Here is a 12,993-nt window from a genome sequence, read left to right as displayed (position 1 = left end):
GGCGCATAATCCGGATAAAATCAGATGAGCCTGCTCAAGACCGCAACGAATGTCGCCGATTTCGCAGCGGCCGCGCGACGCCGTCTGCCGCGCGTTGTTTGGGATTACCTCGACGGCGGGGCGGAAGACGAGACCACGCTGCGTGACAACCGCGCCGGGTTCGAGCGGCTAAAAATCATGCCTAGGGTCCTGACGGGGAATGCGAAGCGCGACCAGTCAGTCGAGTTGTTCGGGACACGCTTCGCCTCGCCCTTCATGATCGGGCCTACCGGCCTCAACGGCCTGTTCTGGCCTGACGCGGATCTTGCACTGGCGCGGGCAGCTGCATCCGCGGATGTCGGGTTCGCGTTGTCGACAGCGTCCAACAATTCGTTGGAAGAGGTCGCGGCCACCGGGCCTGGCACTCGCTGGTTCCAGCTCTATCCGTGGGGTGATGCCGCCTTCTCGGCGCGGTTGCTCGAGCGGGCTAAGCGCTCCGGCTACAGCGCGGTGATCGTGACCGTTGACACCTTGACCGCAGGCAAGCGCGAGCGCGATTTGCGGAATGGATTCTCTCACGAACTCCGGATCACCCCCCGCGTGGTGCTCGACGGTTTGGCCCATCCTGCCTGGCTGCGCTCAGTCTGGCTCGGCCGGGGCATGCCTCGCTTCGAGAACCTGGCGGAGTTCCTGCCTCCGGGCGCGTCCGCGTCGCAACTCGCGGACTTCACCCGCTCGCAGCGTAACCCGTCCTTCGCCTGGGAGGATATCGAACGGCTGAAGAGGATTTGGGAGGGGCCGCTCCTGGTCAAGGGCATCCTGGCCTCGGCCGATGCCGTCCGCGCGCTTGAGGCCGGGGCAGACGGGGTGGTGGTTTCGAACCACGGCGGCCGACAGCTCGATGGTGCCCCTGCGACCATAGACGCACTTCCGGGCATGGTCGCTGCAATCGGCGGACGGGGACGCGTCCTCGTCGATGGAGGGTTCCGGCGTGGCTCGGACATTGTCAAAGCCGTAGCTCTGGGCGCTGATGCGGTACTGCTCGGGCGATCGACCCTTTACGGGCTGGCCGCTGCCGGCCAAGCCGGCGCCACCAGGGTCCTCGCGATCCTGCGTGATGAGGTCGACCGGACTCTGGCGCTGGCCGGAGCCGGCAATCTCGTCGACTTGCAGCAAATGCAGATCGTTTCGCCGCCGCCATAACAGCGTTGCCACGGCGCGCTCGGCCGCGTCGTCTGACGGTGTGAAAGTCGCGATATCAGCGTCTGTTGGCAGGCTCTTCGGGGGCCGGATTGTTCGCCGTGGACGCCAGAATGGCGATCGTGTCCTGCTCGGCGGCGGCGGCGCTCTTATAGCGCGGTGCCGTCGTGACCAGGGGACGTTCAGCGTCTGCAGGATAGTAGATCTCGATCGCGAACCGGCCGGAAGCGGCGTCCTCGACAGACTCAATCCGGATCAGTGGCATGGTCATTCTCCGTTCGGCGTCGCCTCAAGGCAACCTGCCGGATTCTTGAACCATCGTGGTTGGCTGGTCCAAAACAAAAGCAGCCTTGCTGCCATTCGGCTTTCCGTTCGAGGACCAGGAAAGCGTCGCACGTATCCGATAGTTCGGCGTAGGGCAGCGCTGCGGACGGAGCCAGATCGATTCCGTCTTTCAGGCCAATCTCAACGGTTTGCCTAAATAATAGCCAGAGATGTGCGAGTGCTCACGATGCCAGAGAGAATCTCGCTTCTCCAAACGTTTACTCGGTTCGCTACAACGCGACCGCTTCGTGGTCGAGCAACGTTTCGCTACCGAGAGGCCGCCTGCCACGGGCTTTTGAAGAAGCTCGGCGCTCTCTTTGCCTAATTTTCGAGCAGTTTCTGCGGGGCGTAGCTAGCAGGGTCGTCCCGGCGCCTTGACACTAGAACGCCCCTAAAGTCGTATTCGTATGATGGCATACCGTTTGACAACGGTGATGCTGCCCATCCGAGGAATGTTTCGTGACCCAGCCCTGTGATCTGACCGCGTCCGAGGCGCGCTTTCTAATCGGCGCGAAGCAGCTTTCTCCCGTGGAGTTGCTCAACTCCTGCCTGTCCCGCATCGAGGAGGTGAACGGCGCCGTGAACGGTGTCGTCGCTCTTGATGTCGAAGGCGCGACAGAAGCGGCGAAAACAGCCGAGAAGGCCGTTCTGTCGGGGGAGGCGCTGGCGCCCCTGCACGGATTGCCGGTTGGCGTGAAAGACCTCAACGATACGGCCGGGCTGCGCACGACCTACGGTTCGAAGCTCTACGAAGAGAATGTTCCGGCCGCGGACGAGCATCTGGTCGCCAATCTCCGCCGCCAGGGCGGCATTGTTTTCGCGAAGACCAACACGCCGGAATGGGGCGCGGGCGGTAACACTTTCAACCCGGTCTACGGCGTCAGTGCAAACCCCTTCGATGTAGCGCTGACGTGCGGCGGCTCCTCGGGCGGCTCCGGTATCGCGCTTTCATTGGGCATGATGCCGCTCGCACACGGCTCGGACAATGCGGGCAGCTTGCGCATCCCGGCGTCATATTGCGGCGTGGTCGGCTTCCGCCCGACGGCGGGCATCGTGGCTTCGGAAAAGCGCCTGATCGGCCTGTCGCATCTGCCGGTGCAGGGGCCGATGGCGCGTAACGTGGCAGATGTCCGGCTGATGCTGAATGCGATGTCGACCTCAGCCTCCATCGACGCCCTCGCGACCCCGCTTGCCCTGCGAGATGACCGCCCGATCGATCCTTCGACACTGAAGGTCGCCTTCTCGCAGGATCTCGGCTTCGCCCCCTGCGAGCCTGGGCTGCGGAACGTGTTCGACGAAAGAACAGCCGCGTTCGCCTCGATCTTCCGGTCCACGGCCAAAGCACACCCGGATTTCGGCGACACCCGCCATGTCTACGAGGTGCTGCGCGCCGTGAATTACATCGGCATGTTCGCCGATCGGCAAAAGCAGAAGCCTCGGCAGTGGGGGCCGCTGGTCCAGCAGAACCTCGACCACGCATCGCGCTTCAGCCTCGAGGATGCGTCGCTGGCGTTCATCGAGCACAGCCGTATCTATCAGCGCGTGCAGGCGTTCTTCGAGGAGTACGACCTCCTGATCACGCCGACGGTCGGCGCCTATCCGTGGCCAAAGCACGATATGTATCCAGCCTCGATAGAGGGCAGGGCGATTGCCAACTACTTTGATTGGGTAGGCCTGACCTATGGCATCACGCTGATCAACCATCCCTGCATCTCGATCCCCTGCGGCCTGGACGACCGTGGCCTGCCCTTCGGCCTGCAGATCGTCGGGCGCCGGAACTCGGATCTTCATCTGCTGCGCTGCGCCGAGGCGATCGAGACCGTGCTCGCGCGTTCGCCCGTTCTCGCCAGGCCTTTGCCGGATCTTGCCTATCTTCGCGCGGCCCATGCCGATGATCGGATGCGGCCCGTGGCAGCGGTCGGCTGACAGCCGAGCTGGAGGAAGCGTTTAGTCATGCTACGAACCCTCGCCACGCGGATCCTGGGAGCCGTCCCGGTCGTTCTCCTGGTGGCACTCGGCATCTTCGCTCTCGTCAGGCTCGCGCCCGGTGACGCAGCCAGTACCCTCGCCGCCGAGGATGCGAGCGAGGCGGATATTGCTCGCATGCGCGCGCAATGGGGGCTCGACCAGCCGGTCCTGGTGCAGTTCTTCTACTTCCTGGGCAATCTCGCGCGCCTCGATATGGGCACGTCCTATCGCTACCATGCGCCCGTTGCCGAGTTGATCGGCCAACGGCTGCCCGCCACTCTCGAACTGGCTCTCACCGCCCTGCTACTGGCTGCCGTGATCGCGGTGCCGCTCGGCGTCGCGACTGCTCTCAAGAAGGGCAGCTGGCTCGATGGTTTGGGCTCGCTTCTGGCCGTCCTCGGCGTCAGCGCTCCATCCTTCTGGGTCGGTATTCTCCTTGTGCTGCTGGTCTCGGGCCACTTCAATCTCCTGCCGTCCAGCGGCCGGATACCGCTCGACGTGCCGATCCGGGAGCTGACAGGCTTTATCTTGCTGGATAGCCTCCTTCAGGGGCGGTTCGACCTGTTCCGTCAGGCGCTGTCCTTCATCGTCCTGCCGGCCGCCACGCTGGCTTTCGGCATGATCGGTATCATCGCGCGAATTTCGCGGTCCGCCGTCATCGATGTCGGGCAGGAAGAGTTCGTGCTCACCGCGGTTGCCAAAGGATTGAAGCGCCGCGAGGTGGTCTCTCGGCATCTGCTGCCGAACGCGACGGTGCCGATCGTCACGATCATCGGCCTGGAACTTGGCACGCTGATCAGCGGCAGCATCGTCGTCGAGGTGGTGTTCTCCTGGCCGGGGCTTGGCTCGCTGCTCTATGCCGCGGTGACCGCCCGCGACATTCCGCTGACGACGGGTATCGTCATCTCCTACACATTCATCTTCATCTTCATGAACATACTGGTCGATCTGATCTACGTCCTCGTGGATCCGCGGCTGCGCGTCGCGAGGACGTGACGATGCAGCCCTGGCGCTTTCTCGAGATCAAATTCGTCATCGGCACTATCTGCCTGGGAGCGATCGTTCTGCTCGCACTCCTCGGCGGCCTCGTCGCCGGACATGATCCTAACGAGCAGAACCTCATGTTTGCGCTCGAGCCGCCATTCGGCATCGAGAGCGGCTATTATCTGGGAACGGACCATCTTGGCCGCGATCTGTTGGCACGGATGACCTCTGGCGCGCGCATTTCCCTGGCGATTGCCGGGTCGGTGGTCGTGCTGTCGGGGGTCGTTGGGGTGTTGATCGGAGCGCTGTCGGGCTATCTCGCCGGTGCCCGCGACGCGGTCATCCAGAAGGTCGTCGAGACGTTCTGGGCGTTTCCGCCAATCCTGCTGGCGATCGCGATCCTCGCGTTCTTCGGGCCGAGCCTGGGCAACGTGATCATCGCGCTCACGATCCAGCGCTGGATTCCCTATTGCCGGATCGCCCGCGCGCAGGCGCTCATGCTCCGCTCCCGGGAATACATCTCGGCAGCAAAGATCATGGGCGGCGGTACCGGCTGGATCCTGCGTCACCATGTGCTGCCGAACCTGCTCGCTTCCGCGATCATCATCGCCACCTTCACGATGGCCACCGCAATCCTGGCGGAATCGAGCCTGAGCTTCCTGGGTTTGGGCGTGCCTCCGAACGTCCCGACTTGGGGCGGCATGCTCGCGGAGGGCCGCTCCTACATCACACGCGCATGGTGGCTGGCCGTCCTGCCCGGCCTCGGCATCTTTTTCACCGTGCTTGGCCTCAACCTGCTTGGAGACTGGCTGCGCGATCAGCTCGATCCCAAGGCCGCTCTAAACCTGTCGTGACAAATGCCATGCAAGCGACCCCTCCACGCATGAACGGTTCAACTTCAACACCGGTGCTGCAGGCCGAGGATCTCTCGCTGTTTCTGCGCACGCATCAGGGCGGGCATCTGAAGATCGTCGACGGCGTGACCTTCACGATTGGCAAGGGCGACTTCTACGCCGTCGTCGGAGAAAGCGGCTCAGGCAAGACTGTGCTTGGACGCTCGATCATGAGGTTGTTTCCGCCCTCCATGCTGCGCATGGAGGGGAAACTGTCCCTGAATGGCGTGGACCTGGTGTCGGCGCCTTCGTCCCAGGTCCAGACGATGCGCGGTCGTGTGGTCAGCATGATCTTCCAGGAGCCCATGACCTCGCTCAACCCGTTGATGACGGTCGAGCGGCAGATCGCGGAGGCTCTCGCCGTCGCGGGCGGAGGCAGCAGACGCGAGCGCAGCGAGCGGGTCCTCGACCTGCTTGCGAGCGTCCAGTTCGCAGATCCGAAGAGCGTGCGCTCCATGTATCCCCATGAGCTCAGCGGCGGCATGCGTCAGCGCGCGATGATCGCCATGGCACTGGCCAACAATCCCGCGCTGCTCATCGCGGACGAGCCGACGACGGCGCTCGACGTCACGATCCAGCAGGAGATCATGCAGCTATTGTTGCGCCTGCGCGATCAGCATGCGCTCTCGATCCTGTTCATCTCCCATGATCTTTCTCTGGTGCGCCGTTACGCGGATCGCATCGGCGTTCTCTATGGCGGCGTTCTGATGGAGAGCGGCCCCGCGGACCAGTTGATCGACCACCCGACACACCCCTATTCGCGCGCGCTCGTCGATTGCATCCCGCGTCGGCGCGAAGGCGGGCGGCGCCAGGCCGGCATCGAGGGCCAGGTGCCCGGGGTGGCCAACTGGTTTGAGGGCTGCCGCTTCGCTCCGCGTTGCCCTCGCGTCCAGGACGATTGCCGCCGCGGCGAGATTCCGCTGCGGACAACCAAGACTGCGCAGGCGGCCCGATGCCTTTATCCACAATGACCCCCGACCATCCGGTGCTGCGTGCCGAGGGTCTCAGCAAGACCTATGCAGGGCGCGGCGGCCTGTTTAGCAGCAAGCCCGGCGTGACGGCTCTGACCGACGTCTCATTCGAAGTCCCGCGGGGAGAGATCCTGGGCATCGTCGGGGAATCCGGCTGCGGAAAATCAACCCTCGCGCGGATCATCGTCGGACTCGAGCAGGCAAGTGGCGGGCGCCTGGCCTCGGAGGACCGGCCATTGGTGGACGTCGCAGCGGGTATTTCGCTGCCTGCCGCCTCCCGTCAAATCCAGATGGTGTTTCAGGATCCATACTCGTCTCTCAATCCGCGGATGACCGTCGCGGATGTGATCAGTGAAGGGTTGCGTATCGCCGGCGAGCGAAACAAGCGGGTACTGGCGGAGCGCGTCCGGGAGATGCTGCAGCTGGTCGGGCTGCCGGGCGAAGCCGGATCGCGCTATCCATTCCAGTTCAGCGGCGGACAGAGACAGCGCATCGGCATCGCCCGTGCGTTGATTACCGACCCGCGACTGCTGATCGCAGACGAGGCGGTGTCGGCCCTCGACGTCTCCGTGCAGATGCAGATCCTCAATCTTCTGCTCGACATCCGCGACAGGCTCGGCCTGACGATCCTGTTCATCAGCCACGACATCGGCGTGATCGACTATCTCTGCGACAAGGTCATCGTCCTCGCGCACGGGCGCGTGGTCGAATCCGGCGCAGCGAGCGCCGTCATTTCCAACCCCGAACATGCTTACACGCGAAAGCTGATCCAAGCCGTCCCAAGAATGGCTGGGTGAGCCGACGTACTCGGGACAGCAGCCCATAACGCCGGAGGAGCCAGGATGTCACATAAGAGCAGCCCCGTTCTCGCAGCGAGCTTGATCGCTGCCGCCATCGCTATCGCAGCGCCCGCCTCAGCCCAGACCGCGCAACGGCCGGCCAACGAGACGCTCGTCGTCACGACTGCGGATACGCTGGTGACGCGTCACCCCTACGCCGAGAGCAGCGCCCAGATGTACTCGATCTGGTGTCAGGTCTACGGCTGCCTCGGCCGCTACGACTATGCGCAGCGCAAGTTCGTGGGCCAGCTCGCGGAACGCTGGGAGCAGCGCGATGACGTCACCTGGCGCTTCCATCTGCGTAAGGATCTCGTCCGGCACGATGGCGGCCCCGGTCCCACCGTTGCCGACGTCCTGCATTCCTACAACCAGGTCATGACCGATCCGCAAAGCCAGGGGCGGTTCTATCTTTCGAGCGTGAAGGAAATCCGGCGCGTCGATGACCATACCTTCGACGTTGTTACGAAAGAGCCGGCGTCGTCGCTGCTGGGGCAACTGTTCGACAAGTTCACGATCACCAGCGAAGAGATCTTCAAGAAGCAAGGAGGCGTCGCCAGCTACAACACGGCGCCGATTGGATGGGGCCCCTACAAGCTCACAAACTTCGCCATCAGTGACCGGATCGCGCTCGAACGGCATGATGCCTATCCTGCCAAGGTCGAAACCTCTCCGCGCAACGTGCTGTTCCGGCGTATCCCCGAGCCGGACCAGCGCGTCACGGCCCTGCTGAACGGCGAGGTTCAGATCGCGCGGCTGATCCCTCCGCAATTGGTCGGCAGGCTGGAGAACGTGCCTTCCGTCGAGATCCGGCGCGCACCCTCGAACGAGCCGATGTTCATCGGCTTCAGCGTCAAGACCAAGCCTTGGGATGACCCGCGCGTGCGGAGGGCCGCTGCGATGGCGATCAACAAGGATGTGATCATCCAGCGTATTCTGTTTGGGATGGCAGACCGGCTCGATGGCCCGGTTGGAGCGCAGCAGATCTGCTACACGGCTCCGATCGACCAAAAGACGCCGTATGACGTCGCGGGAGCACGCAAGCTTCTGGCCGAGGCCGGCTATGCGGGTGGTGGGCCAGTCGTCGACTTCTTCACCGCCACCGGCCGCTACATCTCCGATCGACAGATCGCCGAGGCGATCACCCAGATGTTGAACCAGGCCGGTTTCAAGGCAACGCTCCACACGCCGGAGTTCGCCGGGCTCTGGGCCAATGTCAGGGCAGGCAAAGCGCCCATGTACTACATGGGGCGCGGCCTTGCGCTCGAGCCGTCCGAATGGCTGTCGCAGTATTTCGAGACCGGCGTCACGCCGCGCATCGGCTACGACAATCCTAAGCTGAACGAGCTGTTCGAACGCGAGCGCAGGACCTTCGACATAACCGAACGCTGCAAGATCATCCGTGAGATCAGCCAGCTGATCGAGACCGAGGCACCAGGCATCTTCCTCTGGAATCACCAGTACGTCAGCGGCGTCCGCAAGGGGCTGCGCTACGTGCCGGATGCTTCGGGCGAGATCTGGCTGCCCGACGTCCGCCTCTGATGACAGTCCACTATCCCGCTACAAACGAAGGCGATTCAGCCATGACCGACCCGACCAAGCGCGGCCCGTCGAGGCGTACCATCATGGGTGCGGCCGCGGCCGCACTGATGCCGCTGCCGCTGATCCCGACCGCTGCCTCCGCACAGGGCAAGGCGCTCACGATCACGACAACGGGCATCCTGAACAACGTCAATCCCTACGCCCACTCGAGTATCCACCTCTACTATATCTGGAGCCAGATCTACGGGAGCCTCGGCCGGTACAACTACGCCGCCAAGGCCTATGAGGGCGTGCTGGCGGAGAGCTGGGAAACCGTCGAGCCGACACGCTGGCGGTTCAAGCTCAGAAGCGATCTCAAGCGCCACGACGGCGGTCCGGGCCCCACATCAACTGACGTCGTGCACTCCTGGCGGCGCATCCTGAGCGACCCAGCGAGCCAGCAGGCGTTCTTCCTCACCGAGGTCGACAAGTTCGAACGCGTCGACGATCGGACTTTCGACATCGTCACGAAGCGCCCGGTGGCGCAGCTGCTGTCGCTCCTGTTCGACCGCTTCGTGGTGACGAGTGCTGATCTTCACGAGAAGCACGGCGCAAATGCCGACAAGGCTGCCGCCTTCGGCTGGGGCCCCTATAAGCTCGACCGTTTCGACATCGATCGCAGTGTGATCGTCGCCCGCAATCCCTCATGGCCGGGTATGCCGGCCTCGGCACCGGAGACGGTGATCTATCGCCAGATTCTGGAAGCGGAGCAGCGCGTCACGGCTCTACTCAACAACGAGGCGCAGATCGCGCGCCTGATCCCGCCGCAACTGGTCGATCGCCTGAAGTCGAACCCGGCCGTGAAGGAGGTCGAGACAGGCTCGCTGGAATGGATGTTCCTGGGCATGAACGTCAAGATCAAGCCCTTCGACGATCCGCGGGTGCGCCGGGCGGTGGCGCATGCGATCAATGCCGATCTGATCGTGAAACGGCTGCTCTTCGGGCTTGCGGATCCTATGCAGGGGGCCATCGGCAAGCATCAGGATTGCTTTGCTCCGAGCGCGGCCCGGCCCGAATATGATCCCAAGAAGGCCAAGGCGCTGCTCGCGGAGGCGGGCTTCCCCGATGGTTTCGACGTCGAGTTCGCGACCGCGAACGGGCGTTACGTCTCGGATCGGCAGGTCGGCGAAGCGTTGGCTCAGATGCTCCGGCAGGTGGGTATCAGGGCCAAGCTCAACACGCCCGATTACGCGAACTTTACCAATGACATCCGTCAGGGAAAGTTGCCGCTCTACTATACCGGCCGGTCAGCGGCCAACGACCAGCTCGAAGCTCTGGCACAGTATTTCGAGACAGGCGGCTCGCGGCGAACGAACTATTCGGATCCCGAGGCGGACCGGCTGTTCCGTGAAGTTAGGGCGGCGTTCGACACCAAGGTCCAGTGCGATCTCCAGCGGTCCTTGAGCGATAAGCTTTCGCAGGATTCGCCAGTGGTCTTTCTCTGGACGCATCGTCTGGTGAACGGCGTTCGCTCGAACATCAACTGGCCGGCGGATGCCACCGGCGAGCCTTGGCTCACGGACATCACGGTATCCTGAGTTCTGCACCGGCCGGTCGAGCGACCGGGCCGGTGTGAAGCTCCGCGAAGTCGGCGCTCGTGACACCCGAGCGCCCCGAAACGGTATTGGATTGAGACGATGACGGTACGCGAACAGGTCCTGCGCCGCGCACGCGGGTATATCGACGATGGCAGCTTCCTGCGGCAGCTCGCGGATCTGGTGGCCTATCAGACCGAGAGCCATCCTCCCGGCAGAAAGAAGGAACTGGAACGCTACTGCGCCGAGGGACTGGGACCGATCGTCTCGAAACTCGGCTTCTCGGTCGAAATCCTGCCAAATCCGTTGGAGGAACACGGGCCCGTCCTCCTCGCGACGCGGCATGAGGGCGATGGCCTGCCCACCATCTTGATCTACGGCCATGGCGACGTCGTTCGGGCCATGCCGGAACGTTGGCGTGCGGATCTCGATCCATGGAAGCTGAAGGTCGAGGGCGATCGTGTTTATGGCCGCGGCGTCGTCGACAACAAGGGTCAGCACCTGCTGGCGATCGAGGCGCTGCGTGCAATCCTGGAAGAAAAGGGATCGCTCGGTTTCAACGCCAAGATCTTCGTCGAAACCGGAGAGGAGGCTGGCTCGCCGGGTCTGAAGGCGTTCCTGGAACGCCATCGAGAACGCTGCGCCGCCGATGTGTTCATCGCGCTCGACGGCCCGCGTCAGAGCATGCAGGTTCCGGACATAACGCTCGGCACGCGGGGAGGGCTGGCGGTCGATCTGATCGTCGATCTACGCGAGGGATCGCATCATTCCGGCCACTGGGGCGGGCTGCTCAAGGACCCCGCCGTGATCCTGGCGCATGCGATCTCGACGATTATCTCGCGCGATGGCCGGATCCTGGTTCCAGGATGGACGCCGAAGTCGGTGCCGGAATCGGTCACACGGGCCAGCCGCGCCGTCGTGATCGAAGATGCGCCCGGCGCTCTGAAGCCTGACGAGGGCTGGGGGGAGCCTGGTCTCTCTCGGACCGAGAAGATCTATGCCTGGAGCAGCGCCATCGTGCTGGCCTCCGTCAGTGGTCAGCCGGAGGCGCCGGTGCCGGCGGTTTCCGGGTTTGCCAAGGCGCGCATCCAGCTCAGGCACACGGTCGACGTCGACGCTGCCGAAGTCGCGCCGGCGCTGAAGCGTCATCTGGTGGAGCAGGGCTTCACCGAGGTCGAGGTGCGGCCGGTGGTGGAGCGGGACATGTTTCCGCCCTCGCGTACGGATCCCGATGATCTCTGGGTTCGCCGTGTGGCGGAATCGATGGAGACGACCGTCGGCCGCCCGCCGAACCTCATCCCCAACATCGGGGCTTCGGGACCGTCGGAGTTCTTCAAGCAGACGCTCGGCGTGCCGATTCTCTGGATCCCGCAGTCCTATGGAGGCTGTGGTCAGCATGGCCCGGATGAACATGGGTTGATCTCGCTGTTCCATGACGGGCTAGGGATCATGGCTGGTGTCTTCTGGGACATCGGGGCTGAAACGACCGCGCAGTCAGCTGGCAACCCCGGCTAATTGCCGCGAAGGCGTAATCTGTCTACGAGGGGCGGCGTGACTGCTAGGGGGGCGGTGCCACGCCGATCCACTTGAAACCAGATATTATCGCCATGAATGACGTGCCTTCACTGCGCGTAGTCCAGGATAAGGTCAGCTTGCGAGAACGCACCACGGCCGTGCTTCGCAACGCCATCCTTACGATGCGCTTCAAGCCTGGTGAACGCCTCGTCGAGCGGCAGCTGTGCCTTGAGACCGGCGTAAGCCGGACCTGCATTCGGGAGTCGATGCGTCACCTCGAGGCAGAGGGCCTGGTCCGCCGCGAGCACAATAAAGGCGTCGTCGTTTCAAGCATAACCGCGACTGAGGCGTCCGAGATTTACGAGGTCCGGCGGATTCTCGAAGCCAAGATGCTGGAAAAAATGATCCGGCAGCTCGACACCGACATTGTCGGGCGGCTTGAGGCTGCGCTCCTGCGTGCCGAAGAGTGCATAGGGCGCCCGATCGAGTATGTGGGTGCTATTGGCGATCTCATCGAGGTGCTTTGGAGCGGCTACAACAACGATACCGCTCGCAACCTGCTGCGATCCATTTTCGATCGCATATCCTACATTCGGATTATCCTCAGCGTCTCCACTGGTGTTGACGAGAAGCGCACGACCGTCGCCATCCTCCATGGAGTTCTCGATGCTATCAAACAACGCGACGTCGTTGCCGCTCAGGAGCGTTACGACCATTATCTCACGCGTGCACACGATACCGTAGTTAAGATCATCACATCGAACTCCGCCTCAAATGACCGCCTTGTGACCCAGGTGGCGATCGGTTGAACTGCGGCGATTGTGAGTTTCGCCGCGATCCCGTGCTGTCGGCGCGGCCCGAAACCTTGGATGCAGCAGACGTTCCCAAACTGTCGATCGGAGCAATGCGGCCGGCAGATGCGAGAGAGCGCTTTAGGAACGAAGCGTGAGCCGGTCCGGCGGCGAGGGAAACAGAATATTTAGTTTTCTAAGTAAGTATCTCATCTCATATGGGGTGGGACTGACATGCAGAAAATTCGGCTCGGCAATCTTCTTCATTGCCTAACACTCGTTCCGCTTGTGGCCTTGATATGCTTCGGCGCGATCCTGGCTGTCAAACGGCGCGGAATATTGCCCCCCGATCGGCGTCCAATCTTGGGTCTGACGCAATCCCGCTGACATTTGAGATCATTGCGCGCCGATCAGAC

The 12,993-nt window shown here is 63.1% G+C and carries 11 protein-coding genes; 10 read left to right on the top strand and 1 reads right to left on the bottom strand.

Annotated features, from left to right (window positions below; translation table 11 throughout):
* Positions 1-24 precede the first annotated feature (24 nt).
* Positions 25-1,182, top strand: a complete 1,158-nt coding sequence (locus AC07NY_RS25655) for an alpha-hydroxy acid oxidase (RefSeq protein ID WP_492287781.1) — start codon at positions 25-27, stop codon at positions 1,180-1,182.
* Positions 1,183-1,237: 55 nt separating this feature from the next.
* Here the strand turns inward: AC07NY_RS25655 and AC07NY_RS25650 are convergent, their stop codons facing one another.
* Positions 1,238-1,444 carry a hypothetical protein gene (locus AC07NY_RS25650; RefSeq protein WP_156367018.1) on the bottom strand — a complete coding sequence of 69 codons (207 nt, stop codon included), beginning with the start codon at positions 1,442-1,444 and terminating at the stop codon, positions 1,238-1,240.
* Between the two features lie 518 nt (positions 1,445-1,962).
* Between AC07NY_RS25650 and AC07NY_RS25645 the strand changes: the two genes are divergently transcribed.
* From AC07NY_RS25645 to AC07NY_RS25605, 9 genes are all read left to right on the top strand, one after another.
* Complete coding sequence (locus AC07NY_RS25645) at positions 1,963-3,429, top strand: amidase (protein ID WP_492287782.1); 1,467 nt, start codon at positions 1,963-1,965, stop codon at positions 3,427-3,429.
* Between the two features lie 27 nt (positions 3,430-3,456).
* A complete protein-coding gene (locus tag AC07NY_RS25640) occupies positions 3,457-4,467 on the top strand; it encodes an ABC transporter permease (protein ID WP_055727152.1) in 1,011 nt (336 codons plus the stop codon).
* 2 nt (positions 4,468-4,469) lie between these two features.
* Complete coding sequence (locus tag AC07NY_RS25635; RefSeq protein ID WP_492287783.1) at positions 4,470-5,309, top strand: ABC transporter permease; 840 nt, start codon at positions 4,470-4,472, stop codon at positions 5,307-5,309.
* Between the two features lie 29 nt (positions 5,310-5,338).
* Complete coding sequence (locus tag AC07NY_RS25630) at positions 5,339-6,319, top strand: ABC transporter ATP-binding protein (RefSeq protein ID WP_492287784.1); 981 nt, start codon at positions 5,339-5,341, stop codon at positions 6,317-6,319.
* Positions 6,316-7,116, top strand: coding sequence for an ATP-binding cassette domain-containing protein (locus tag AC07NY_RS25625; protein ID WP_191124880.1), 801 nt, complete (start codon positions 6,316-6,318; stop codon positions 7,114-7,116). Before AC07NY_RS25630 ends, AC07NY_RS25625 begins: the two co-directional genes overlap by 4 nt.
* Before the next feature lie 81 nt (positions 7,117-7,197).
* Entirely contained in the window at positions 7,198-8,697 is a 1,500-nt protein-coding gene (locus AC07NY_RS25620; RefSeq protein ID WP_494586083.1) for an ABC transporter substrate-binding protein, read from the top strand.
* Between the two features lie 41 nt (positions 8,698-8,738).
* Complete coding sequence (locus AC07NY_RS25615; RefSeq protein ID WP_492287786.1) at positions 8,739-10,274, top strand: ABC transporter substrate-binding protein; 1,536 nt, start codon at positions 8,739-8,741, stop codon at positions 10,272-10,274.
* Positions 10,275-10,373: 99 nt separating this feature from the next.
* Positions 10,374-11,786: a M20/M25/M40 family metallo-hydrolase gene (locus tag AC07NY_RS25610; protein WP_492287787.1), complete on the top strand. Its 1,413-nt coding sequence runs from the start codon at positions 10,374-10,376 to the stop codon at positions 11,784-11,786.
* A 92-nt stretch (positions 11,787-11,878) separates the two neighbouring features.
* On the top strand, positions 11,879-12,595 hold the full coding sequence (locus AC07NY_RS25605; protein ID WP_492287788.1) for a GntR family transcriptional regulator: 717 nt from the start codon (positions 11,879-11,881) through the stop codon (positions 12,593-12,595).
* Positions 12,596-12,993 lie beyond the last annotated feature (398 nt).

The sequence above is a fragment of the Allobosea sp. GW821-FHT09G06 genome (genome assembly GCF_059416005.1).
The sequence above is the reverse complement of the archived record's forward strand: the minus strand, read 5'-3'. Positions and strand labels throughout refer to the sequence as shown.

Coding starts and splice junctions, on each gene's coding strand:
- AC07NY_RS25630 (WP_492287784.1), top strand. CDS start 5,339: ATGAACGGTTCAACTTCAACACCGGTGCTGCAGGCCGAGGATCTCTCG.
- AC07NY_RS25610 (WP_492287787.1), top strand. CDS start 10,374: ATGACGGTACGCGAACAGGTCCTGCGCCGCGCACGCGGGTATATCGAC.
- AC07NY_RS25640 (WP_055727152.1), top strand. CDS start 3,457: ATGCTACGAACCCTCGCCACGCGGATCCTGGGAGCCGTCCCGGTCGTT.
- AC07NY_RS25635 (WP_492287783.1), top strand. CDS start 4,470: ATGCAGCCCTGGCGCTTTCTCGAGATCAAATTCGTCATCGGCACTATC.
- AC07NY_RS25650 (WP_156367018.1), bottom strand. CDS start 1,444: ATGCCACTGATCCGGATTGAGTCTGTCGAGGACGCCGCTTCCGGCCGG.
- AC07NY_RS25615 (WP_492287786.1), top strand. CDS start 8,739: ATGACCGACCCGACCAAGCGCGGCCCGTCGAGGCGTACCATCATGGGT.
- AC07NY_RS25625 (WP_191124880.1), top strand. CDS start 6,316: ATGACCCCCGACCATCCGGTGCTGCGTGCCGAGGGTCTCAGCAAGACC.
- AC07NY_RS25655 (WP_492287781.1), top strand. CDS start 25: ATGAGCCTGCTCAAGACCGCAACGAATGTCGCCGATTTCGCAGCGGCC.
- AC07NY_RS25605 (WP_492287788.1), top strand. CDS start 11,879: ATGAATGACGTGCCTTCACTGCGCGTAGTCCAGGATAAGGTCAGCTTG.